Origin of the sequence: Acinetobacter sp. XS-4 (genome assembly GCF_023920705.1) — a bacterium.
Taxonomy (GTDB): domain Bacteria; phylum Pseudomonadota; class Gammaproteobacteria; order Pseudomonadales; family Moraxellaceae; genus Acinetobacter.
Map to the genome: position 1 here is coordinate 284,786 of NZ_CP094657.1, position 21,997 is coordinate 306,782.

At 39.2% G+C, this 21,997-nt stretch carries 19 protein-coding genes and 4 tRNA genes; 12 read left to right on the forward strand and 11 right to left on the reverse strand.

The features are described 5' to 3' along the window. The first annotated feature begins 259 nt into the window (after positions 1–259). Positions 260–1,921 (forward strand): energy-dependent translational throttle protein EttA, encoded by a 1,662-nt coding sequence (gene ettA / locus MMY79_RS01365; protein ID WP_252611455.1) that lies wholly within the window; start codon positions 260–262, stop codon positions 1,919–1,921. 178 nt (positions 1,922–2,099) lie between these two features. Beyond that, positions 2,100–2,693: a hypothetical protein gene (locus tag MMY79_RS01370; RefSeq protein ID WP_252611458.1), complete on the forward strand. Its 594-nt coding sequence runs from the start codon at positions 2,100–2,102 to the stop codon at positions 2,691–2,693. Between the two features lie 101 nt (positions 2,694–2,794). Here the strand turns inward: MMY79_RS01370 and MMY79_RS01375 are convergent, their stop codons facing one another. Then, the gene (locus MMY79_RS01375; RefSeq protein WP_252611460.1) at positions 2,795–3,487 is read right to left on the reverse strand and encodes a hypothetical protein; all 693 of its coding nucleotides are present in this window, start codon (positions 3,485–3,487) and stop codon (positions 2,795–2,797) included. 158 nt (positions 3,488–3,645) lie between these two features. On the opposite strand from MMY79_RS01375, the gene MMY79_RS01380 reads away from it, so the two are divergent. The 5 genes from MMY79_RS01380 (at position 3,646) to MMY79_RS01400 (ending at position 10,970) form a co-directional block, all read left to right on the forward strand. After that, positions 3,646–4,044, forward strand: coding sequence for a cation efflux protein, CzcI-like (locus MMY79_RS01380; protein WP_252611462.1), 399 nt, complete (start codon positions 3,646–3,648; stop codon positions 4,042–4,044). Between the two features lie 53 nt (positions 4,045–4,097). Continuing rightward, a complete protein-coding gene (locus tag MMY79_RS01385; protein ID WP_252611464.1) occupies positions 4,098–5,513 on the forward strand; it encodes a TolC family protein in 1,416 nt (471 codons plus the stop codon). Positions 5,514–5,515: 2 nt separating this feature from the next. Next, the gene (locus MMY79_RS01390) at positions 5,516–6,733 is read left to right on the forward strand and encodes an efflux RND transporter periplasmic adaptor subunit (RefSeq protein WP_252611466.1); all 1,218 of its coding nucleotides are present in this window, start codon (positions 5,516–5,518) and stop codon (positions 6,731–6,733) included. Continuing rightward, the gene (locus tag MMY79_RS01395; protein ID WP_252611468.1) at positions 6,723–9,881 is read left to right on the forward strand and encodes a CusA/CzcA family heavy metal efflux RND transporter; all 3,159 of its coding nucleotides are present in this window, start codon (positions 6,723–6,725) and stop codon (positions 9,879–9,881) included. Before MMY79_RS01390 ends, MMY79_RS01395 begins: the two co-directional genes overlap by 11 nt. A 132-nt stretch (positions 9,882–10,013) precedes the next feature. Beyond that, the gene (locus tag MMY79_RS01400) at positions 10,014–10,970 is read left to right on the forward strand and encodes a cation diffusion facilitator family transporter (RefSeq protein WP_252611470.1); all 957 of its coding nucleotides are present in this window, start codon (positions 10,014–10,016) and stop codon (positions 10,968–10,970) included. 19 nt (positions 10,971–10,989) lie between these two features. Here the strand turns inward: MMY79_RS01400 and MMY79_RS01405 are convergent, their stop codons facing one another. Continuing rightward, positions 10,990–11,328, reverse strand: a complete 339-nt coding sequence (locus tag MMY79_RS01405; protein WP_252611471.1) for a zinc-ribbon domain-containing protein — start codon at positions 11,326–11,328, stop codon at positions 10,990–10,992. A gap of 274 nt (positions 11,329–11,602) precedes the next feature. Between MMY79_RS01405 and MMY79_RS01410 the strand changes: the two genes are divergently transcribed. After that, on the forward strand, positions 11,603–12,553 hold the full coding sequence (locus MMY79_RS01410; protein ID WP_252611474.1) for a hypothetical protein: 951 nt from the start codon (positions 11,603–11,605) through the stop codon (positions 12,551–12,553). Positions 12,554–12,641: 88 nt separating this feature from the next. On the opposite strand, the gene MMY79_RS01415 is transcribed toward MMY79_RS01410, so the two are convergent. The 8 genes from MMY79_RS01415 to MMY79_RS01450 all read right to left on the reverse strand — a co-directional run bounded on the left by MMY79_RS01415 (position 12,642) and on the right by MMY79_RS01450 (position 17,672). Next, positions 12,642–12,717 (reverse strand) — tRNA-Glu (locus tag MMY79_RS01415). Between the two features lie 30 nt (positions 12,718–12,747). Next, positions 12,748–12,823, reverse strand: a tRNA-Glu gene (locus MMY79_RS01420). A 121-nt stretch (positions 12,824–12,944) separates the two neighbouring features. Then, entirely contained in the window at positions 12,945–13,844 is a 900-nt protein-coding gene (locus MMY79_RS01425; protein ID WP_252611476.1) for a hypothetical protein, read from the reverse strand. A 119-nt stretch (positions 13,845–13,963) separates the two neighbouring features. Next, positions 13,964–15,385 (reverse strand): amino acid permease, encoded by a 1,422-nt coding sequence (locus MMY79_RS01430; RefSeq protein WP_252611478.1) that lies wholly within the window; start codon positions 15,383–15,385, stop codon positions 13,964–13,966. A 128-nt stretch (positions 15,386–15,513) separates the two neighbouring features. After that, positions 15,514–15,589, reverse strand: a tRNA-Glu gene (locus MMY79_RS01435). 25 nt (positions 15,590–15,614) lie between these two features. Further along, positions 15,615–15,690: transfer RNA gene (locus MMY79_RS01440), tRNA-Ala, on the reverse strand. A gap of 57 nt (positions 15,691–15,747) precedes the next feature. Then, positions 15,748–17,256 carry a glutamate--tRNA ligase gene (gene gltX / locus MMY79_RS01445; RefSeq protein WP_057085633.1) on the reverse strand — a complete coding sequence of 503 codons (1,509 nt, stop codon included), beginning with the start codon at positions 17,254–17,256 and terminating at the stop codon, positions 15,748–15,750. Positions 17,257–17,372: 116 nt separating this feature from the next. Further along, positions 17,373–17,672, reverse strand: coding sequence for a DUF4179 domain-containing protein (locus tag MMY79_RS01450; RefSeq protein ID WP_252611480.1), 300 nt, complete (start codon positions 17,670–17,672; stop codon positions 17,373–17,375). Positions 17,673–18,071: 399 nt separating this feature from the next. Between MMY79_RS01450 and MMY79_RS01455 the strand changes: the two genes are divergently transcribed. Next, positions 18,072–19,070 carry a sulfate ABC transporter substrate-binding protein gene (locus MMY79_RS01455; RefSeq protein ID WP_252611483.1) on the forward strand — a complete coding sequence of 333 codons (999 nt, stop codon included), beginning with the start codon at positions 18,072–18,074 and terminating at the stop codon, positions 19,068–19,070. A gap of 78 nt (positions 19,071–19,148) precedes the next feature. Here the strand turns inward: MMY79_RS01455 and MMY79_RS01460 are convergent, their stop codons facing one another. Further along, complete coding sequence (locus MMY79_RS01460; RefSeq protein ID WP_354669040.1) at positions 19,149–19,748, reverse strand: TetR/AcrR family transcriptional regulator; 600 nt, start codon at positions 19,746–19,748, stop codon at positions 19,149–19,151. A gap of 122 nt (positions 19,749–19,870) precedes the next feature. Between MMY79_RS01460 and MMY79_RS01465 the strand changes: the two genes are divergently transcribed. From MMY79_RS01465 to ftsL, 3 genes are all read left to right on the forward strand, one after another. Continuing rightward, the gene (locus MMY79_RS01465; RefSeq protein WP_252611487.1) at positions 19,871–20,476 is read left to right on the forward strand and encodes an NAD(P)H-dependent oxidoreductase; all 606 of its coding nucleotides are present in this window, start codon (positions 19,871–19,873) and stop codon (positions 20,474–20,476) included. Positions 20,477–20,733: 257 nt separating this feature from the next. Beyond that, positions 20,734–21,657 (forward strand): 16S rRNA (cytosine(1402)-N(4))-methyltransferase RsmH, encoded by a 924-nt coding sequence (rsmH, locus tag MMY79_RS01470; protein ID WP_252611489.1) that lies wholly within the window; start codon positions 20,734–20,736, stop codon positions 21,655–21,657. Beyond that, positions 21,657–21,989 (forward strand): cell division protein FtsL, encoded by a 333-nt coding sequence (gene ftsL, locus MMY79_RS01475; protein WP_252611491.1) that lies wholly within the window; start codon positions 21,657–21,659, stop codon positions 21,987–21,989. The genes rsmH and ftsL overlap by 1 nt, the downstream gene beginning before the upstream one ends. Positions 21,990–21,997 lie beyond the last annotated feature (8 nt).

Sequence of the window (21,997 nt, forward strand, 5' to 3'; positions counted from 1 at the left end):
TCTAGCCTAAAATGAATAAACAAAATTGCAGAAATTCTGGTTTGTTTTCCAATTTTAGGAATAAAGATAGAAAAATATACGCTGAAACACTGTATAAATCTTATACATAAACATTTTGCAACTTATTGAAAAAGAAAATTGTTTGATAAATCCGTACGATGGAAATCATAACTTCAAGTCATCGGGGTTTTCAGCGTATAATACGCGCGATTATTTATCGCTTATGCGATGTATTGGTTTTTCAATTGAGGAGTCCTGCGTGGCCCAATATATTTATACGATGAACCGAGTGTCTAAAATGGTTCCGCCAAAGCGCGAAATCTTAAAAGACATCTCTTTATCATTTTTCCCGGGTGCCAAAATTGGTGTGCTCGGTTTGAACGGTGCAGGTAAATCTACCCTGCTTCGTATTATGGCTGGCGTAGATAAAGATTTCTCTGGTGAGGCTCGTGCACAACCTGGAATTAAAATCGGCTATTTAGAGCAAGAACCACCGCTTGATCCAACTAAAGACGTTCGTGGTAACGTTGAAGATGGCGTGCGTGAAGCTTTAGATGCATTAGAGCGTCTTGATCAGGTTTTTGCAGAATATGCAGACCCAGATGCAGATTTTGATGCACTTGCAAAAGAGCAGGAAAAATTAGAATCAATTATCCATGCTTGGGATGCACATAACCTAAACAACCAGCTTGAAATTGCTGCGGATGCTTTGAACCTTCCAGCTTGGGATGCAGACGTATCATTACTTTCTGGTGGTGAACGCCGTCGTGTTGCACTGTGCCGTTTATTGCTTTCGAAACCAGATATGTTACTTCTGGACGAACCGACGAACCATTTGGATGCAGAATCTGTAACTTGGTTAGAACGCTTCTTGAAAGATTTCCCAGGCACTATCGTTGCGATTACGCATGACCGTTATTTCTTGGATAACGTGGCTGAGTGGATTCTTGAACTTGACCGTGGTATGGGTATTCCTTATCAAGGAAACTATTCTTCTTGGTTAGAACAAAAGAATGCGCGTTTAGAGCAGGAAAATAAACAAGAAGAATCTTTTGCTAAAGCATTGAAAAAAGAACTTGAATGGGTTCGTTCAAATGCTAAAGGTCAGCAAAAGAAAAACAAAGCGCGTATGGAACGTTTTGAAGAGCTTAACTCTAAAGAATTCCAACAACGTAATGAAACATCTGAAATCTATATTCCACCTGGCCCACGTTTGGGTAATAAAGTTGTGGAAGTGGAAGGCATCAGTAAATCATTTGACGGTCGCGTACTGTATCAAAACTTAAGCTTTACTGTACCGCCAACAGCGATCGTTGGTATCGTTGGTCCAAACGGCGCAGGTAAAACGACTTTATTCCGTATGATGACCGGCGAACAGCAACCTGATACAGGTACTGTGACCTTAGGTGAGTCAGTTAAAGTTGCTTATGTTGGTCAGATTCGTGACACTCTAGATAATAATAAAACTGTTTGGGAAGAAGTTTCTGGCGGTTTAGATATCTTAAAAATCGGTGATTACGAAATCGCGTCACGTGCTTATATCGGCCGTTTTAACTTTAAAGGTCAAGATCAGCAAAAACGTGTAGGTGAATTGTCTGGTGGTGAGCGTAACCGTTTACAACTAGCGAAGATCTTACAGTTAGGCGCAAACGTAATCTTACTGGATGAGCCATCAAACGACTTGGATATTGAAACTTTACGTGCGCTTGAGGATGCAATTCTTGTGTTCCCAGGTACCGTAATGGTGGTATCGCATGACCGTTGGTTCCTTGACCGTATTGCGACACACATCTTGTCATTTGAAAATGAACAGCCAGAATTCTACGCAGGTAACTATGCAGAATACGAAGCATATCGTCAGTCACGTTTAGGTGATGACGCTGTTCAAAAACGTACTAAATACAAAAAAATTAGCGGTTAATCTCTGCTAATTAAAAAACCAGCCTAAGGGCTGGTTTTTTTGTTTTCTATCAAAAATTTTAAGAAATAAAAAATTAAAATTCCCTAAAGTTATTGAATTCATACTTATATTTTTGATTTATTAAGATTAACATTACGGCTTAATTTATTAAAAGGTAAATAAACCTTTCTGGAAAATCATGAAAAAATTTAAACTTTATACTATTGCTTTAGGGGTAGCTGTTGCTACACAACTTACGGGATGTCTTTCAGTAAAATCTTATGTTGATCCTGCTTATAAGTCTCTTTCCTATTCGGATATTAAAAAACCGGCTCAACCTATTCCAGTAGTTTTAACTACTGAATTTCAGCGAAATGGAGCGGTTGTTCCAAAAGCTGGTAAAGAACTGCAATCAGCAGTTGAGCGTAGTCTAAGAGCAACAGGCGTATTTTCTCCAACAGCCCAGTCGAATGGCGAGAAGCAAGCAAAATTACATTTAACCGCGAATAATGTGGCTGATTTAGGGGAGGCTGCGGGCAAAGGGGTTTTAACAGGTTTGACTTTTGGTGCTGTCGGTAATGCAATTGCTGATAAATATGAGTTTAAATTTAATTATGTTGATACTCAAGGTAAAGAAACATCTGAGCGTTATCCACACATGATTTTAACAACTGTTGGAAATAAAAAAGCGCCTATTGAAAATGTGCAGCCAATGTCGATCAACGAAGCATTTAATAAAGTTGTTGATGATGTTGTGATTCGTTTTTCTTCTGACTTACAAAAACAGCAATAAACATCTAGTTTAAGTAAACAAGCTATTTGGGTATGACATATTGCCAGTTAATTTTTAAAACCAGCCTAAGGGCTGGTTTTTTATTTTAAGAGCGAAAGATCTTATTTATTAAAGTCACCATGCAAATCTGACCAAATTAATGATGGAGCTACTGTAATCACGTCAAAGGTCATTGCTAAAGGATATAAGGCCATGCGTGTTACACGTTTAAACGGATGTTTCTTGGTTATTTCATCTTTTTGCTGTAAGGCGATGGGGTAGAGATTTGGGAGTTGTTGTTGAATCTTTTGATTATCTGCTTTTTGGTAAATCTTTCCTTTAAAGCGGATGATGGTGAAAGGATAAAAAACTTGTTGTTGATTTTCCATCGCCATGAATTGATTTTTAAAACCTAAGTTCTTTAAAAGTTCTTTTTGTTTTTCATCTATTTTGGACGTAGAGATATTATAACGAATCGTTATTTCTCCATGGAAATAGGTGGAATCATCCATCTCTAGTACAAGAGGTGATGGTGTCTTTATTGTTCTCTGTTCTGCTGGAATGCTTTTGATAATATTTAGAAGATTTGAGCTGCCATCTGTCATTAAATAATTATAATCTTGACCGATAAATACAAAGCCTTGTTCTTGCTCATTTTTAACTGCTTGACCTAAGGCAATAATTTGATCGGTTTTTAAAGTGGTTGTTTTAATTTCAGTTGTTTCATTTGGTAAGGCTGTAGACAACATATTGGTTGCGCAGCCCGCTAAGCCCAGACAAATTGTTAATATAGATGCAGAAAAAAGCTTGTACATAAGGGTTACTCAAAAGAAATTATTTTTGTCTCGTATAGAGTGAGATAAGTTCTAAATTAAAAAAACGGAGATTTATGAATCGAGGTTTTGTAATTTTATTACATGCCTAGAGCCTGTTATAGTGCCTTTGTTCAACTTTTTAGTTTAATGGTGTGCTTTTGCCACGTTCCGCAATTTTTATGTCCGTCTTGTTTAGTTTGCTTATATTCCAAAGTTTATGGAATGTAGCGGCTGCATTTTGTGCGCATGAAAATCAGGAAAAAGCATTGCATCATTTTGGGCATCATGCAGCTTTGAATGTTTATCAATCTTCACATCAAGCTCATACAGAACAGAAAGATGCTGTAAATACTTCTCATAAAGCACCTTTAAGTTTGCAAGATCATCATGATCATTTGCCTTCATGTTTTCATGTGGTGATGACTGAAGTTGCAAAGCAAGCTGAAACACCTGTTGTGCATGTGCAGGAACTCTCACAAATTTATCACTGGTCTAATTCTTACCAGTCGCCCCATCTTACTGCTTTAAAACCTCCTCCTGTTTTAACCCCGCTATAGGTGGGGTAGCCAAAACAAGCCCGCCGCATCTCTTATTTATTGCGGGGCAAAACATGTCTTCTATTTTTTCAAATCGAGTGAGTTCTACTTCTCACTTAGAGAATAACGTTCAGATAACCTTAAAAAAGGTTTTAACCATCTCAAGCCTATCTGTTGCCATGCTATTGGTTGGACAAGTAACGATGGCTCAGTCTGATATTCAACAAGAACGTTATATTCAAAAAGCAGCGTTTACTTTTGACCAAGCCTTAGAGCAGGTACAAAAATATCAAAGTCAGCAAGGTATATGGCAAGCACAGCAGCAAATGGCTGAGGCCAATTTAAAGCAAAGCCGTTTATGGGCCAACCCGAGTATTTCAATTGAGCAAACAGGTTTCCAAAGTGATCAAGAAAAAGAACTCGCAATAGGAATCTCTCAGCCTTTGGATATTTTCGGGCAGCGTAAGGCTGCGCAAAACTTGGCAAAAGTGGAAATATCAAAAATTGATTTGGCTGAGCAGCGTTATCAAGCTGAGCTTGGATTAATTGTTAAATATTTCTGGTCACAAGTAGCTTTGCTTGAGCTTGAAAAGTCTCTCATTGCAGAGCAGTTATCCGTTAGTCAAGAAAATTTGTTGGCATCGGAAAAGCGTTATCAAGCAGGAAGTATTGCGCAAGTTGATGTAGACCGAGTGAGGATGTCTCACTTGGAAAATCAGCGTTTATATCAACAAGTCGATTTAAAACTACAAGTTGCGAAACAACAGTTGGTGAACTTATGGGGAGGTGGTTCAAGTCAGTTTCAGCTATTCCAAAGCCCGAATCAACTATGGGCTTTGGCAGCGAATGTAGAACCCAGTCAAGATGCACAAAATAATTTGTTAGAGCGCTCTTTCCAGCTAGATGCTCTTTCACAGCAAGCGAATATTCAGCAGCTTAAAGCAAAAGCAAGACCGCAACCTACTGTAACTTTGGGTGTTAATAACACTCGTTCTCCAGAACAGAGTACAGATAACCAAATTCGTTTAGGTGTAGAAATTCCGTTAAATCTTTTTAATCGTCAGCAATATGGAATCAAGATTGCTCAGGCCAAACAAGAGTTATCTCAACGCCAGCAAAGCTTTTATCGACAGCAAAATCAGGTTGATATTGAAACCTTAATGTCAGAGTTAAAAGGTTTACGCATCCAGTTTAAACAACTGAATGATCAGCAAGTTCCTCTTGCTATTCAAGTTCAGCAAAAAACATTGCAAGGTTTCCGTTTAGGTAAGTTCGCTGTTACCGATGTTCAGCAAGCCACCATGCAATTGCAAGACGTGCGCTTACGTAAAGTCGAGCTATTAAAACAGGCTTGGCAAAATTCAATTGAAATTCAAAGTTTGCGTCTTGGGTTAGAACCAGAACAGATCATGGCGAAAGATGCCTTAATGCAGCTCAATCAACGTGCTTGGCAACAAAGTCAAACATTCCCAACTCAGGCAGGAGAATAATAATGTCGTTAAATTTAAAGAAAAATTCTCAATGGCTTTGGGTCGGGGTGATTGCTGCAATCACTGCAATATTAATTGGTTTACTGGTTTTAAATTCAAAAAGTAAATCTAATTCTTCGGAGGCATCGGAAGGCCACGGGCATGCTGAGGAAGAGGGTGAAGAACACCATGAAGAAGGTGAAAAACCACTGCTCCTCACTGCTCAGCAAATGCAGGAACAAAATTTAAAAATTGAACAAGCTGAACTAGGTGAAGTTCCTCAACTTCAAACTTATCCAGCAAAACTGGTTGTGAATACAGACCGACAAGCCCATGTCTCACCAAGTTTTAGTGGTCGTGTCGAAGCGGTATATGTTGAATTGGGGCAACAGGTTAAAAAAGGGCAGGCTCTTGCAAGCTTATTGGTTCCAGATCTGGTCGATCAACAAGCGAATTTGCAAATTGCACAGTCTAATCTTGATTTAGCGCGTCAGGACTATGAACGCGAACGTAGCTTATGGTCTCAAGGAATTTCTGCCAAACAAGATTATCAACGAGCTTATAACGCCTATCAACAAGCCCAAATTCAAGTTAAAGCAGCTCGCTCACGTCTAAGTGCATTCGGGGCGGGTTCCGGCTCAGGAGGACGCTACACTCTAACAGCTCCAATTGCTGGTATGGTCAGTAATAAAGATATTGTGGTAGGTGAAAACGTACAGTTAGCAGATCAGCTTTTTATTATTAATCAGCTTGATCAGTTGTGGCTTGAGTTTATTTTACCAAGCACCGCAAATCTGAATTTACAGCCAAATCAGCAGATCGAATTTAAATCTTTGCAAACTGGGAATGTATTTAAAGCTCAAGTTCAAAGTTTAACAACTGAAGCTGATGCTCAAACCGGTCGTTTACAGGTGCGTGCCAAGGTCTTGGCAAATAGTAGTGAATTGCGTCCAAACTTAATGGTTAACGTGGAGTTAAATTCAGGTTCCACACAAAAAGTAACACGTGTAAAAGCTCAGGCGATTCAACAAGTCGAAGGCAAAGACGTTATCTTTACCCCCCAAATGGTCAAAACAGGCTTTGAATTTGAACCTGTCACTGTACAGTTGGGGCAACGTTCTAAAGATGGTCAGTGGGTCGAAGTTGTAAAAGGTATTAATCCAATCCAGCGTTATGTTGCAGAAGGCAGCTTCTTACTGAAATCCGAACTGGAAAAAGGAGAGGCGGAGCATGGACATTAATAAACCTGAGTTGCCCAAACCAGAAGGACTGTTTGACAGAATTATTCAGTTTGCTATTCAAAATGCCATTTGGGTCATGTTATTTGTACTGACGTGGATTGGCGTGGGGATCTGGAGTTATCAAAAGCTTCCTATTGATGCAGTTCCAGACATTACCAATGCTCAGGTCCAGATTAATACTCAAGCAAATGGATATACCGCTTTAGAGGTTGAACAGCGGATTACCTATCCTATTGAAAATGCGATGGCTGGAATTCCTAATCTGGAACAAACCCGCTCTATTTCACGTTATGGTCTTTCTCAAGTCACCATTATTTTTAAAGATGGGACAGATATTTATTGGGCAAGACAACTAATTAACCAGCGTTTACAAGAAGCGGACGGACAACTTCCTGAATCAGTTGATCCAGTGATGTCTCCAGTTTCAACAGGTTTAGGTGAAATTTACCAATGGGTCGTAAAAGCAAAATCTGGTGCTAAAAAAGCAGATGGCACGGCCTATACAGCCATGGATTTACGTGAAATTCAGGACTGGATTGTACGTCCTCAATTGCAGCGTGTGAAAGGTGTAGCCGAAATTAATAGTATTGGTGGCTACAATAAAACCTATATTGTGTCACCTGATTTAAAACGTTTGCAGCAGCTTCAGATTTCAATCAATGAATTTCAAACTGCTCTGCAAGAAAATAATGAAAATCGCGGTGCAGGTTTTATTGAAGAAAACGGAGAGCAACTCACCGTTCGTGTGCCTGGCATGTTAAGTAGTGTTGAAGATATTCAAAATATTACTGTAAGTACCAAAAATGGGTTACCTATTCGCGTGGCCGATGTAGCAAATGTTTCTATTGGGCATGATTTAAGAACCGGAGCTGCAACTTACAATGGTGAGGAAACGGTTCTTGGCATAGCCATGATGATGATGGGAGAAAACAGCCGTACCGTTGCTCAGACGGTTGATAGCAAAGTTAAGGAGATTCAGCCTACTTTGCCTAAAGGTGTGGAAATCGAAACGGTTTATGACCGAACAAGTTTAGTAAACAAAGCAATTGCAACCGTACAGAAGAACCTTGTTGAAGGTGCAATTCTGGTTATTGTGATTTTGTTTATTTTTCTAGGAAATTTTAGAGCCGCTTTAATCACAGCCTGCGTTATTCCACTTTCGATGTTATTTACCCTGACAGGTATGGCTGAGCAAAACATTAGTGCCAACCTCATGAGCTTAGGAGCGCTTGATTTCGGGATTATTGTAGATGGTGCAGTTGTTATTGTAGAAAACTGTATTCGACGCCTAGCAGAAGCACAGCATGCTTTACATCGCCCCCTTACACGAGCTGAGCGATTTAAAGAAGTATTCCTTGCAGCAAAACAAGCCCGTCGACCACTTATTTTTGGGCAAATGATTATTTTAGTGGTCTATTTACCTATTTTTGCCTTATCTGGTGTTGAAGCCAAAATGTTCCATCCAATGGCAATGACTGTGGTGATGGCGTTATTAGGTGCCATGATTCTTTCTGTAACATTTGTACCTGCGGCAGTTGCTCTTTTTGTTACGGGTGAAGTGAAAGAAAAAGAAACACGTTGGATGTTACTTTTAAAGCAGAAATACCGCGATGTCCTCGATCAGGCTTATCAACTTAAGATTGTAGTTGTTAGTTTTGCATTAAGTATCTTGGTGCTTACAGGTGTGTTAGCTACCCAAATGGGCAGTGAGTTTGCTCCGCAACTTAGCGAAGGTGATTTTGCTTTGCAGCAAATGCGTTCACCGAGTACTGGACTCGAGCAATCACTGCGAATGCAGGAAAATACTGAAAAGCTCATTTTGAAAAACTTTCCAGAGGTAAAAGCTGTTTTTGCGCGAACAGGAACGGCTGAGGTTGCAACTGATGTGATGCCGCCTAATATCTCTGATGCAGTTATTTTGCTTAAGCCGCATGACCAATGGCCAAACTCTAAAGAAACATTAGATGAGCTACGTTCGCGCATGGAGGCTTTCTTGGCGACCTTACCCGGTAATAACAGTGAGTTCTCACAACCGATTGAGCTGCGCTTTAATGAGCTGATTTCGGGTATTCGTAGTGATATTGGCGTCAAGATTTTTGGCGATGATATGCAAGTACTTAATGAGCAGGCTCAGGCGTTTGCTCAAAAAATACAGACAATTTCTGGTGCGACAGCCGTTAAGGTCGAACAAACGAGCGGTTTGCCTGTGTTGAGTGTTGAAATTAACCGACCGTTGGCCGCGCAATACGGATTATCTGCAAAAGCCATTCAAGATATTGTGGCGGCAAGTGTAGGTGGACAAAATGTTGGGCAGATTTTACAAGGCGATAGACGATTCGATTTTGAAATTCGCCTAGAAGATCAGCAGCGTACTATCCAAAACTTAGCTCAACTTCCGATTCAACTGCCAAATGGTGGTCTCATCCAGCTTCAAGATGTCGCGAAAGTTGAACGTACCTCAGGTTTAAATCAGGTGGGACGTGAAAATGGTAAGCGCCGTGTCATTATTACAGCTAACGTAGAAGGTCGTGATTTAGGGTCATTTGTTCAAGAGTTAAGAACAACTTTGGCAAAAGAACAAATACCAGCTGGGTATTGGTTGGAATATGGCGGTCAGTTTGAAAATCTAGCCTCAGCTGCTGCCCGAATGAAAATTGTTGTTCCATTGGCGCTTGCGATGATTTTTATTCTACTCATGGCTGTATTCCATAATGTTAAGGAAAGTCTGTTAGTGTTTAGCGGCGTACCATTTGCTTTGTCGGGTGGTCTTATTGCGCTTTGGCTAAGAGATATTCCGCTGTCCATGTCGGCTGGTGTCGGATTTATTGCTTTGTCAGGTGTTGCTGTTTTGAATGGTCTGGTGATGCTGAGCTTTATTAAAGAGCTTAGAGAAAAATTTGATATTCAAACTGCAACATGGAATGGGGCGATCTTACGTTTAAGACCAGTACTCATGACGGCTTGTGTCGCGTCACTTGGTTTTATTCCAATGGCTCTAGCCACAGGAACTGGTGCAGAAGTACAGCGACCTTTGGCAACTGTAGTAATTGGTGGCATTATTTCATCTACGATATTAACGCTGGTTTTATTACCGGTCATTTATCGGTGGATGAATGAAGGCGAGGCGAAAAGTGTTGAGCATTCATAATGTCATCGATTTGAGATATCTTTTTTGATGACAGAATCTAAGTCAAAAAAGTGTTTTAAAGAGGTAAAAATAATGATGCATTCATCATTACTTTTACCTCACCATAAAGATAAATAAAAAGGAGTCCGCAAAATGGGTGGACATCATGGTCATGATCATAGTCATGCTGTAGTGACTGAAGGTAATGCTAAGAAATTAACGATTGCTTTAGCGCTTACTACAACGTTTTTAATCGTTGAAGTCATTGCAGGTTTAATCACACAAAGTTTGGCATTACTCTCTGACGCTGCGCATATGTTTACAGATGCAGCTGCTTTGGCAATTGCTTTGGTCGCCATTCAAATTTCCAAACGTCCTGCCGATAATAAACGCACTTTCGGTTATCAACGCTTTGAAATTCTGGCTGCTTTATTTAATGCACTCATGCTTTTTGTGGTGGCAATTTATATTTTATATGAGGCTTATATCCGCTTCTCTAAGCCACCTGAAATTCAAAGCGTGGGAATGTTGATTGTAGCGACCATTGGTTTGGTGATTAACCTCATCTCAATGAAAATTCTCATGTCGAGTGCCAACAACAGTCTAAATGTGAAAGGTGCTTATCTAGAAGTATTGAGTGATGCGCTAGGCTCGGTTGGCGTTATTATTGGGGCACTCATCATTTACTTCACCAACTGGTACTGGGTAGATACGATTATTGCGGTGCTGATTGGCTTTTGGGTATTACCGCGTACATGGATTTTGCTTAAACAGAGCATTAATATTTTACTCGAAGGCGTGCCAGAAGAAGTGGATATTGAGAAGTTACGTGCAGATTTACTTTCATTAAATGGTGTTGAGAGCATTCACCAACTCAAAGTATGGGCAATTACTTCTAAAAACATCCATTTAACGGTGCACTTATTTGCGCCACAAGCGGATCGTACCAAGCTCTATCAAGATGCTGTTGAAATGCTTTCCCATGAACATGGTATTGGCGAAGTGACATTACAAATTGAAGATGATGCCGAGATCAATTGTCAGCATATTGCTCAACATGCTTCACACGAGCATGATGAGAATGACAAAGAACATTCACATCAGCATTAAGCTGATGTGAACACTTTTTTTAAATTTCCCATTCGTGATTGCAGTCACGGCATTTCCAATGTTTTTGTGACTGCATAAATGCTTGCATAGACAGTTTAAAGTCTGGCAAATCACGCCAAAACATAAAACCTGCCCCTACAGTCACAACAAAAACAACTACTGTTGCAATTTGAAGAGAGCTACTTGCACCATTGCCAAAAATCCACATAAAAATGCTAATCACAACCAAGAGTAAAAGCATAAAAAGTGCAGGAATTAAGATAGCAAGGCTTTTAGGAACTGCTGGTTTTGCGCTGTTAATACCTTGGCTTACAGGCATAATTTTAACACTTTGACATTGAGGGCAACGATATTGCATGAGAACTCCACATTTAGTTTGAATCTATTCTAACGGAAATGTCGAAAAAGAAAAAAATTTGTAAGATATCGATGAAGCGCTGTGATTTAGCAAAAAATTACTTATGAATAAACAAAGAAATATAAAAAACGGATGATTTATCCGTACACATAAAAATTAAAATAATATTGTAGAGCATGCTAATCTACAGAAAAATGAAGTGTGATTAGCACTATAAATGAGCTTAAACACTCGTAAATAGGACGTGGAATAAATATAAAAAGGAGAGAGGGACTTGGGTCAACAAGATGACAATGAGTCGAAGCCTACAACGACACCATCAGTTGTAGCCACCCCAGATACCGCAAAACCATCATTATCTCGTCGATTACTGCATAAGACATTGCAACATGCCCAAGATGCGGTAGGGTTTGCTAGCGATACGACACGTAATATTGCAGAGGTCGCGGATGCTGCATTAGATGCGCTCGACCAAGTGACTACTCATACGAGACGTGGCGTTGTCGGAATGACAAATCTGGCGGCTGGCACTGTACGAGATATGGTGTCTGAAACCAGTGAAACTGCACGCCAAGTTGCATTGATAATGGCACGTACATTTTTGGGGAAGAGTACCTTAACGTTGTACTTACCCGAAATGTTATTAAACAATCAAATTCGTAAGCGCATAGACCGCTCTGAAATTGATGATATTAAAATCAAGTGTGGCAATGACAGTTTCCAAGTCGAGATCGATGGGCATTATCATCGTTTCATGTATCGTTTAAGTTTAGATTTTAAAGTATTGGAATGTCGTATCGGACAGGAAAAATTTTTGCGCCTACGTCAAATGGATGAGAGTCTTGATGTCCAGATTCGTCATGGGGGAACGCTGTCTAATTGGGCTGTGCGCCGTATTGGTCGAGTTGGTTTTGAAGTCGTAAATATGTTGCCCATTCCATCGCTCATTAATCATTTGATTGGTGATATTCCGGGCATCCAACGCGATGGCCACCGCATGTGGTTTATTGATCTAGAACAAGCAGGATTTATTGACTTTATTAATAACCGCTCTTGGATGGTTGAAAAGCTTTTGAGCTTGACTGATTTTAGTATTTTACCGGGTTTAAATATTTTGAGAGAAAGCCGAGAGCTGGTCCAGCAATTGGTAGATCAATTTGAAATTAGAGGGCTACGGGTACAGTCAGGTCGCCTCGAAGTACAGGTCGGAATTGCGAGCCAATAGAGCAAAGGAAAAGCTAGTCATTGATTGGTTTTTCATTTTTTTAGGCAAGAAAAAAGCCACTGACGTTATGCAGTGGCTTTTTAGAATTTGGCGTCCCTACGGGGATTCGAACCCCGGTTACCGCCGTGAAAGGGCGATGTCCTAGGCCTCTAGACGATAGGGACATATGTGAGGCATACATCTGAAAAAATTACTGGCGTCCCTACGGGGATTCGAACCCCGGTTACCGCCGTGAAAGGGCGATGTCCTAGGCCTCTAGACGATAGGGACGTTTCAGAGGTGGGCGTATATTAGGTCGATTTAATAAAAGTGTCAAATAGTTTTCTGAAGAAATATTAAAAAAAGCAGTCAAGCGATTAAAAATAACTCAAATTGTAGAAAATATATACATTTAGCCCTCATTTTTCTGAAAAGGCTCAATAATTGCCTTTATAACGGATGGATGTTGTAAATATCCTAAAATCTCATGTGGCTGGTTGGCGAAAGTATAAATTTTCTGATTAATAATTGGGGGATCAAAATTAAATGGGGCTTCGCATAATGGGAATGCAGTTAGAAAATCATCTTGAGAGTAAAAATTAAACCAATCGCCGTGAATACATGACGGTCTGACAATTGGAATCGGAAGCTTACTTTGAATCACACGAAAAGATAAAGGAGAGGCTAAAGTTATAAATCGTTTAATTGAAAATCGATATGAAGGGTTTGAAAGTAAGTTAAAAGCGATCACTGAGCCGAGAGAGTGGGCAACGACAATATAATCTTCATCTTCTCGCATTTTCTTTAAAATCCGCTCATTTACTTCCTCCATAAATTCAGGATTAGATAAGTACATATAAGTTTCAATCAGAAACTGTTGTATCAAACTCTCATGTAATTTAGGGAAATTGTTTAAAAGAACAACCAACTCTTTAAGTACGCGGTCTTTGACGAGTTGTGAGGTCAGATAAACTCGTTCCGAAAAGCTTTTTTCAGCAGAGTTAGTTGCTGGTAGCAATAAAGGAACAAATGGAGTGTGCTCTTTGGTAGGGGGATTATGGTGATGTAAATGAATAGGTAAATAATTATGTAAAAATGACTTAGGTAATAATGTGTTCAGGTCTAATTGATTGCTTAATTGATACTTAGTCATCAGATCGCCATAAAATGGCATGTGAATATGAAGATCGCGCACGTTAACTTTGCATGGCATTTGTTTTAGGCCGAGCTTAAACACTTTTAACCAATGCTCTTTTAAGCTGTGCGCTGTGTAATTCTGTTGGTTCATCCCGTGGATAAATATAATTTTCATTCTATACAAGGAATTGTTTTTAATATGAATTTAAATCTACAATGGTGCGTTATATAAAACCAGTGTATAGACAAAAAAAAGTGTAGCTTTTTGCTACACTTTAATTCAATAAAAGCGATTTAGACTTTATTGCGGTAAAAAATAAAATAGCTGACATAACATAAAGCTGTAAAAATAAGACAGCCCACAAAACCAGCACGCATTTCAGGGTCTGCTGCCATACTTAAACAGGTAATAAAGCAGAAAATAAAACCTAAAATCGGGACGATAGGGAATAATGGAGCGGCATATTGTAAGTCTTTTACAGTATGGCCAGATTTGTACCATTGGCGGCGGAAATTGAACTGACTTAAACAAATGCTCATCCAGACAATAACCATGGTGAAAGCAGCTACACCGAGTAGATTTTTAAAAATAGTCTCTGGTGCAAATTGCTCTGATAACAAACCAGGAATTGCTCCAAACATTGTTACAACTAGAGCAACAATAGGTGTTCCACTTCTTGAAAGTTTAGCAAATACGCTAGGTAATAATTTTTGTTCTGATAGTGACCACATCATACGTGAAGCAGCGTAAAGTCCTGAGTTTGCTGCTGAAAGCAGAGCTGTAATAATTACAAACCGGATAATGTCATCAGCATATGGAATGCCAATATAATTAAATACAGTAACAAAAGGACTGCTACTTACGCTTTCGCTGCCTAAACCTGCAAGCTGGAAGGGTAGTAAGGCGCTAATAACAATAATGGTGCCGACAAAGAAAATAAGAAGACGCCAAATCGCTGCGTTGATTGCTTTGGGTACATTCTGAGCCGGATCTTTGGTTTCACCTGCTGCTACACCAATTAATTCAGTGCCTGAGAAAGCAAAGTTAACAATCAGCATGGTGGTGAAAATAGGAATTAAACCATGTGGGAACCAGCCTTGGGCTGTAAGATTGCTAAATAGCGGTGCAGTTTGACTACCATGAAAAGGAATTAAACCAAAAATTGCTAATAGGCCGAGCACAATAAAAGCAATAACAGTAATGACTTTAATAAGAGCGAGCCAAAACTCAGACTCAGCAAAAATGCGAGTTGAACTAATATTTAAACCAAAAATAGTGATTGCAAAAACAATTGTCCAGATCCACATTGAAATATGTGGGAACCATTCCTGCATGAGTAATGCAGCAGCTGTGAATTCAGTTCCAAGCGTTGCAGTCCAAGTCAGCCAGTACATCCAAGAAATCATATAGCCTGTACTAGGGCTAATATATTTTTTGGCATATGCACCAAAAGAGCCAGAAACAGGCATGTGTACAGCAAGCTCTCCTAGGCAGAGCATGACCATATACGCAATCGCGCCACCAAGAATGTAGGCAATAATTGCGCCAATAGCTCCAGTTTGTGAAATGACTTCCCCTGAACCTAAAAAGAGACCAGTTCCAATAGCTCCGCCGAGTGATAACATCACAAGATGGCGAGTACTCATGGCTCTTTTTAAAGGTGCAGTACTGTTCTGATGCTGATGAGCATCTAGTTGATTGTCAGATGGCTGCATATTACACATTGAGAGAATTAAGAAAGACGCTATTTTAGATAAAATAGACAAATGTGCAATCTAGAAAGAGATAAAGAATAAACAGTAAGGTGACGATAGAGTCTTTTTATAATTTTTAAAGCAGAATATGGCGTCCCTACGGGGATTCGAACCCCGGTTACCGCCGTGAAAGGGCGATGTCCTAGGCCTCTAGACGATAGGGACTTGATGAGGCATACACAAAGGAGCGTGGTGGAGTCAAGCGGGATCGAACCGCTGACCTCTACAATGCCATTGTAGCGCTCTACCAACTGAGCTATGACCCCAGTTTGTGTGAGCGCAATATTAGGGTTAATGCGCTCACACGTCAACAAAAAAGTGAATTAAACTTCGCTAGTTGCTTCATTTTTCGGCAATTTTAAGCTTTCATTGAGTTTTTCCCAATTTTTAACTTCTTTCTTGCTTGGTCCACCCACGATTTCTAAAGCGCGACGTAAACGAGCGAAAGTCAAATCAGGCCCAAGAGTAACCATCGACTGCATTACAGGTGTTGAGCTAGTTGAACCAGCAATAGCGATAAAGAACGCTGGCATGAAATCGCGTAATTTAATCTCCATCTGGTTCGCAAGATCCATTAGAGTTTGGCTAACAGTGTCATTGTTCCAAGTAAACTGGCCTTCAAGGCGCCAAATTGCAAATTGTAAACTTTGACGAACTTGCTCTTGAGTCAATTTTTTACTTTCAAACATTTCCGCGGTAATTTGTGGCATATGGTTAAAATAGAAACCAGCCCAATTCACAGCTTCTGAAAGTAAATTAATACGCGGTTGAATAGCGGCAGCAATATCTTCTAAAGTACTACGGTCACTCTTCCATGTTAATAAACGGTCTAATAATTGGCCAGGTGTTAAACCTTTGATCCATTGACCGTTAAGCCAGTTTAATTTTTCAACATCAAAAATTGGTCCACCTAGTGAAACACGTTGAATATCAAAGCTATCCATCATGTCTTGTAGCGTAAACACTTCACGTTCATCTGGCATTGACCAACCCATACGGCCTAAATAGTTTAATAAGGCTTCTGGTAAAACGCCGATATCGCGGTAGTAGTTAATTGATGTCGGGTTCTTACGTTTAGATAATTTTGATTTATCTGGATTACGTAACAATGGCATATGGCAAAGTGTTGGCATTTCCCAACCAAAATATTGGTAAAGCAACTGATGCTTCGGTGCAGATGGAAGCCATTCTTCACCACGCAATACATGAGTGATTTCCATTAAGTGGTCATCAACAACATTCGCTAAATGATAAGTCGGTAACCCATCATTTTTAAGAAGAACTTGCATGTCGACTTGTGCCCAAGGAATTTCAACTTCCCCGCGTAATAAGTCATTAAATTTACAAATACCTTCTTCAGGTACTTTCATACGGATGACATGGGGTTCACCCGCTTCTAAGCGACGAGTCACTTCTTCTTGAGAAAGTTTTAACCCACGACCATCATATTTTGGTGTTTCACCGCGTGCTTGTTGTTCAGCACGCATCTGGTCTAATTCTTCTGCTGTAGCGAAACAGTAAAAAGCATGACCTTTTTCAACAAGTTCTAATGCGTATTGCTTATAAATTCCCATACGTTCAGATTGGCGATACGGCGCATGAGGACCACCTACATCTGGACCTTCTGACCAATTTAGACCTAACCAACGCAATGAATCCAAAATCATTTTTTCAGATTCTGGTGTAGAGCGAAGCTGGTCTGTATCTTCAATCCTTAAAATGAATTCTCCACCATGTTGTTTGGCAAAACACATGTTAAATAAAGCGATGTAAGCGGTGCCGACATGAGGAAAACCGGTAGGAGAAGGTGCAATACGAGTACGAACTTTCATAGGTAATGGGTCAAAATAAAAATTGAAACTATTATAACGAAAAAGCCCAGTATTCTGACGTTTTATTTAACATCAGACTGGGCTAAAACTGAAACGAAGAGGGGGTGTTTCAGGTTTTAAGAGGTATGCGGCTGAAAGATTGCCTGAACAAAACGTGAAAAACGTTCATGTTGAGCAGCGAGAAAATTTTGAGTCGGTGTAACGCGAATAGTATTGAGTACTTTAAGCTCATCATCTGTAGAAGGTAATACAATAGGATTACGTTTCTGTTGATCTAAAGCTTTTTCAATAAGCGAAGTCTGCTTATCTGACCCAGTTTTATTTGGGGTATCTTTAAGTACTGCTGCTGTAGAAAATTGTGATGCCAAACCCAGCACCAAACTTAAGCTTAACGCTTTTCCATAATGAATTTTCATTATTAATCATCCCCTCTGTTTATTACATTTCATCTATTTTTTGAGTTTAACGAAATGTAAAATTACGGTAATGCTACGATTTAAACATAAATCTTAATAAAAAAGTGGAACTGTGTCACACTTTTTACAAAAAATATCTATATTTTAATCTGGTCGACCCAAATGTAGGTCATATGTATCCTTTGCGCTTTATTATTTAACAAATTAATGTGTAGATAAAGTGAAGGCCCTCATTAAGTTGTAAGAATAATTACAAAAAATTTCAAAAATGAAATGATTTAGACATCTTAATCTATATATTTTAAAGAGATTAATAAAAAATATATTAATATAAGTAATTGATTGTAAATTATAAAATTAAAAATATAGTAAAACTAAAACCAATGATGGATTTTGTAAATGAAAAAAATATCAATAATGGCTGTAGCGGTGTACTTGGGAATGGCAACAGCGGCTCAGGCTGCTACTTCTTTTTTAAACGTTTCTTATGATCCGACCCGAGAATTTTATCAAGAATATAATCAGGCTTTTGGGAAGTTCTGGAAACAGCGTACAGGTCAGGATGTTGATTTTAAACAATCGCATGGTGGATCTGGTAAACAAGCTCGGGCAGTAGCCACGGGTCTTGAAGCCGATGTTGTAACGTTAGCGTTGGCGAATGATATTGATGAGATTGTGAAAGCTGGTTTTATCCAACCGAATTGGCAAAAAGAATTTCCGAATAATTCTGCGCCTTATACTTCTACAGTTGTGTTCCTCGTACGAAAAGGTAATCCAAAAAATATACGTGACTGGAATGATTTAACCAAACCAGGTGTGGAAATTATTACCCCTAACCCTAAAACAGGGGGCGCGCCACGTTGGATTTATTTGTCGGCATGGGGTTATGCCTTAAAACAACCGGGTGGAAATGATGCTAAAGCTCGAGAGTTAGTTAAAAAACTTTATCACAATGTAAAAGTGCTTGATTCGGGAGCTCGCGGTTCGCTAACAACATTTGCCGAACGTGGCATTGGTGATGTTTTATTATCGTGGGAAAACGAAGCTTTATTGGCAACTAAAGGGCTTGATAAAGATAAATATGAAATTGTTTATCCATCAATTTCAATTTTGGCAGAGCCATCTGTCGCAATTGTAGATAAAACCGTAGATAAAGATGGCAACCGAACGTTAGCAAAAGGCTATTTGAATTTTTTATATTCACCGTTAGGGCAAGAGTTAGCTGCTAAACATTATTTCCGACCACGCAATGCACAAGTGGCTGCTAAATATTCAGCACAATTCCCAAAAATTAAATTATTTACCATTAATGATGTTTTTGGTGGCTGGGCTAAAGCTCAAAAAACTCACTTTGCTAATGGGGCTGTCTTCGATCAAATTTACGATGGGAAGCAATAATGAATTAAGTTTTTCTATGTAGCCGCTTATTTAATCATTAAGCGGCTTTTTGTATTTTTACATCTAATTTTGATTAACTTAGAAGTTGCCCAATCTTTTTAATAAAGTGTTGATAAAGATATTAATGTAGTGATCTATATCATCTTTGAAAATCATATATTGTAAAGCCAGCCCATAACTTAATGATACGAGCTCTACAACAATAGAATCATAGTCATCAGGCTCAGTCATCTCCATTAAAGAAAAGAATTGCTTCATAATCTTCGTTACTTCTTGCTGATGAGTTTTCCAAACCTTTTGATACTCCTTGGCAAAGGTAATATCACGTGCAGCAAATAGTTGTAGTTCTATTGATATTTTAAGCCATTCATCATTTGTAAAAAAAGCTATTAGCCACTGCCGTAACGAATCAATGAGTTGCTCTGTATTTGAAGGGGTGCTGGTAAAGATTTCTTGTAATTGTAAATTCTCTTTAGCGAATTGAAGCTGCATCAGCTCAAGTAAAAACTCTTCTTTATTGTTGAAATTCGAGTAAAAGGCACCTTGAGTATAGCCTGCCTGTTTAGAAAGATTCCTGATTGATACTGCGTTATAACCAAATTCAGAAATGAGAGCAAACCCAGCTTCAATGAGATGCTGTCGAGTTTGTATCTGTTTTTTATTGCGAGAAAGAGTCATAAGAGCCAAATAAAAGAATAGTTGAGATATCACTTGATATCTTAATTTTTATAAGATATTTTCGCTACTTATTTATTTCAGATATCATTTGATATCTGAGTGCGCGACAATAAAGGCGATATATGTCTCAAGTCTCTAAACGTATTGTAGTTATCAATGGTCATCCATCCGATACTAGTTTTAATCATGCATTGGCTTACAACTATGTGGAGCACGTAAAAACATTAGGTGTTCAAGTAGATCTCATCGAAATTGCGAAGTTGGATTTCGAGCCTAATTTAAAATATGGTTATGAGAAACGGATGGATCTGGAACCTGATTTAATGAATGCGCTTGAGAAAATTCAGGCTGCTGATCATTTGGTATGGTTCTTCCCAGTTTGGTGGGGAGGGCTTCCAGCCATCGCTAAAGGTTTTATTGACCGACTCTTTTTACCAAATCTTGTCTTTAGTTACCGAGAAAACAGTAATCGTGTTATTGGCCATTTACATTCAAAAACAGCACGACTAATTACGACTTTAGATCAGCCAGGCTGGTTTTATCGTTGGTACTATGGCGAGCCAAGTACGCGCCAACTTAAAAAAGCGACTTTGCAATTTTGTGGGGTTAATAAAGTCAAAGTTAATTATGTTGGAACGGTGCGCGGAGCAAGTTCAGACCAAAGGCAAAAATGGTTAAATCAAATCGGTAAATATGCCGAGAAAGATTGCCAATGCATCTCTTCCTAAGGCGAATCTGTGAGTGTCTCTACGGAATAATCGTAAAAGAAAAAGAGAATTTTTTAGGTGAAGCGTTTAATAAAAAGTTTTATAAATTCGTATTTAACTCAAAAAAATTATTCTTAGTTTCTTATTTTGCTTAAAAAGTGCCAACAAAACGGTTTTATCTATGAAAAATTAATATTTTCCTACAAAAAGCCGTTTGGCGTTGGTCATAAACAAGGTGATAATGTGCAGTTACATTTTTACGCAATGATTTAACACCTATGTCGCATATTTCTGTCTTACTTTTTGAGACCGTTGAGAGCTTATTGGCAGATCGCACAACAGGGGTGTATATCGATGCAACCTTCGGAAGAGGTGGGCATACACGTTTATTGCTCTCCAAACTTGATGAAAATGCACGAGTGTATGCATTTGATAAAGACCCTCAAGCATTGGAAGTTGCTGCTGCTTTGGCACAAGAAGATCCAAGATTTACCATCATCCATGCCAGTTTTGCTGATATCAAAGAGAAGATGCAGGAAATTGGCGTGATGAGTGTTGATGGCATTATGGCTGATCTAGGGGTGTCATCTCCTCAACTTGATCAGGCAGAGCGTGGTTTTAGTTTCATGCAAGATGGTCCGTTGGACATGCGAATGGATAATTCTAAGGGGTTAACTGCGGCTGAGTGGTTACTCAAAATTGAAGAAGAACAATTAGCAAATATTATTTATCAATATGGTGAAGAGCGTTATAGTCGACGTATTGCTAAAGCCATTAAACTCGCTGGAAAACTAGATACGACTGCTCAATTGGCGGAAGTTGTTAAAACTGCTCATCCAAAATGGGAAAAACATAAACATCCAGCGACACGTACATTTCAGGCTATTCGTATTGCTATTAATAAAGAGCTAGAAGATATTGAAGTGTTTTTGCCGCAAGCTGTAGACTTACTCAAACCGGAAGGACGTTTGTCTGTTATTAGTTTCCATTCTCTTGAAGACCGACTGATTAAACAGTTTATTCAAAAAGAATCGACGTTAGCAGAAGATTTCGGTTGGGGAATGCCTGAACAGCGGGTAGATACAAGAAGATTAAAGAAAATTTCACGGGTTCGTGCGAGTGAAGAAGAAGTAAAAGCGAACCCTCGGTCACGTAGTGCATGGCTTCGGGTTGCTGAACGCTTGGAAGAAAAAGGCGCGTAATGAAAAGCAGTGATGAAATCGCCACCACAGAAAACAAAGTGGTGAAAAAAGTTGTGCTGTATACAGTCTTGGTGGCACTTGTTTTTATAAGTGCCATGATGGTGGTATTTCAAGTATTTGAATATCGTCATGATTATAGAGAGCTTAGCTCTTATATGCGTGAACGTGATGATCTCAATGCTGAATGGGGGCGTTTGCTCATTGAGCAACAAACCTTTGGTGCAACGGCACAGATTGGTACGCGTGCTGTAACTCAGCTACGGATGTTTTCTCCACCGGCTGCAGAAACGGTGGTAATTTCTTTACCAATGACCTCAGAGCAAAATAAGTAAGGCCTTGC